Source organism: Macrococcus brunensis, assembly GCF_004359615.1.
GTDB classification, from domain to species: Bacteria; Bacillota; Bacilli; order Staphylococcales; family Staphylococcaceae; genus Macrococcus; species Macrococcus brunensis.
This window is the reverse complement of sequence record NZ_SCWA01000045.1, coordinates 1-908: the sequence shown is the minus strand read 5'-3', so window position 1 is coordinate 908 and position 908 is coordinate 1. Positions and strand designations below refer to the sequence as shown.

Below are 908 nucleotides of genomic sequence, written 5' to 3'. Positions count from 1 at the left end.
AAATATCTGCTTCTGAAAGTTATTTTTGATTTATCAGACGTTGATGTGGTGGAACGCTCACGTTATGATATGTCTTTTAAGTTTTTTCTGGATATGGCGCCTGAAGAAGAAGTGATTCACTCCAGTTCTCTCACAAAGTTTAGAAAGCTTCGTCTCAAGGACATGAACCTGCTGGATCTGCTGATTAAAACTTCTGTTGAAACAGCACAAAATCAGGGCGTTCTAAATGGATCCACCTTAATCGTTGATGCCACCCATAGTCAGTCGAGGTACAATGCTTACCTTCCGAAGGAGATTCTTCAGAAACGTTCAAATCAGATTGTAGATGCCGCAGGCAAAATAGATGACACGAAGATAAAACCTCTAAAGCTTAATGATTGTTCTACAAAAGAAGCACTGGATCTGTCAAAATCTTTTCTGGATGATCTGTTAAAAGAAGAAAAGTATCTGTCCATTCCATCCGTGAAAGAAAAAATAAACTATTTCAAAGAAACAATTGAGGATTGTGAGTCAACCTATACAGTATCGGTGGATGAAGATGCACGTGTTGGGCACAAATCAGAAGATAAGTCGTTCTTTGGCTATAAGAGCCATCTCGCAATGAACACCGACCGCATCATCACAGCGGCTGTTGTAACTACCGGAGAGAAATCCGATGGATGTTACCTGTCGCAGTTGATTGAGAAATCACGTGAAAATGGTGTAGAAGTGGACACCGTTATAGGTGACACAGCCTACTCATCAAGAGACAATCTGGATTACTGCTTTAATGATAATATCGAACTGGTTTCAAAGCTCCATCCCCATATTGTTCATGGTGTCCGTAAAGAGAATCAGGCCTTTGAATATAATAAGGATGCAGGTATGTTTGTATGTCCGGCAGGACAGTTAGCCGTTAGAAAAGCGCG

At 40.6% G+C, this 908-nt stretch carries 1 protein-coding gene; it reads left to right on the top strand.

Annotated elements, in window-relative coordinates:
* On the top strand, positions 1 to 908 hold a 908-nt coding region (locus ERX27_RS11120; RefSeq protein WP_133432856.1), incomplete at both ends, for a transposase.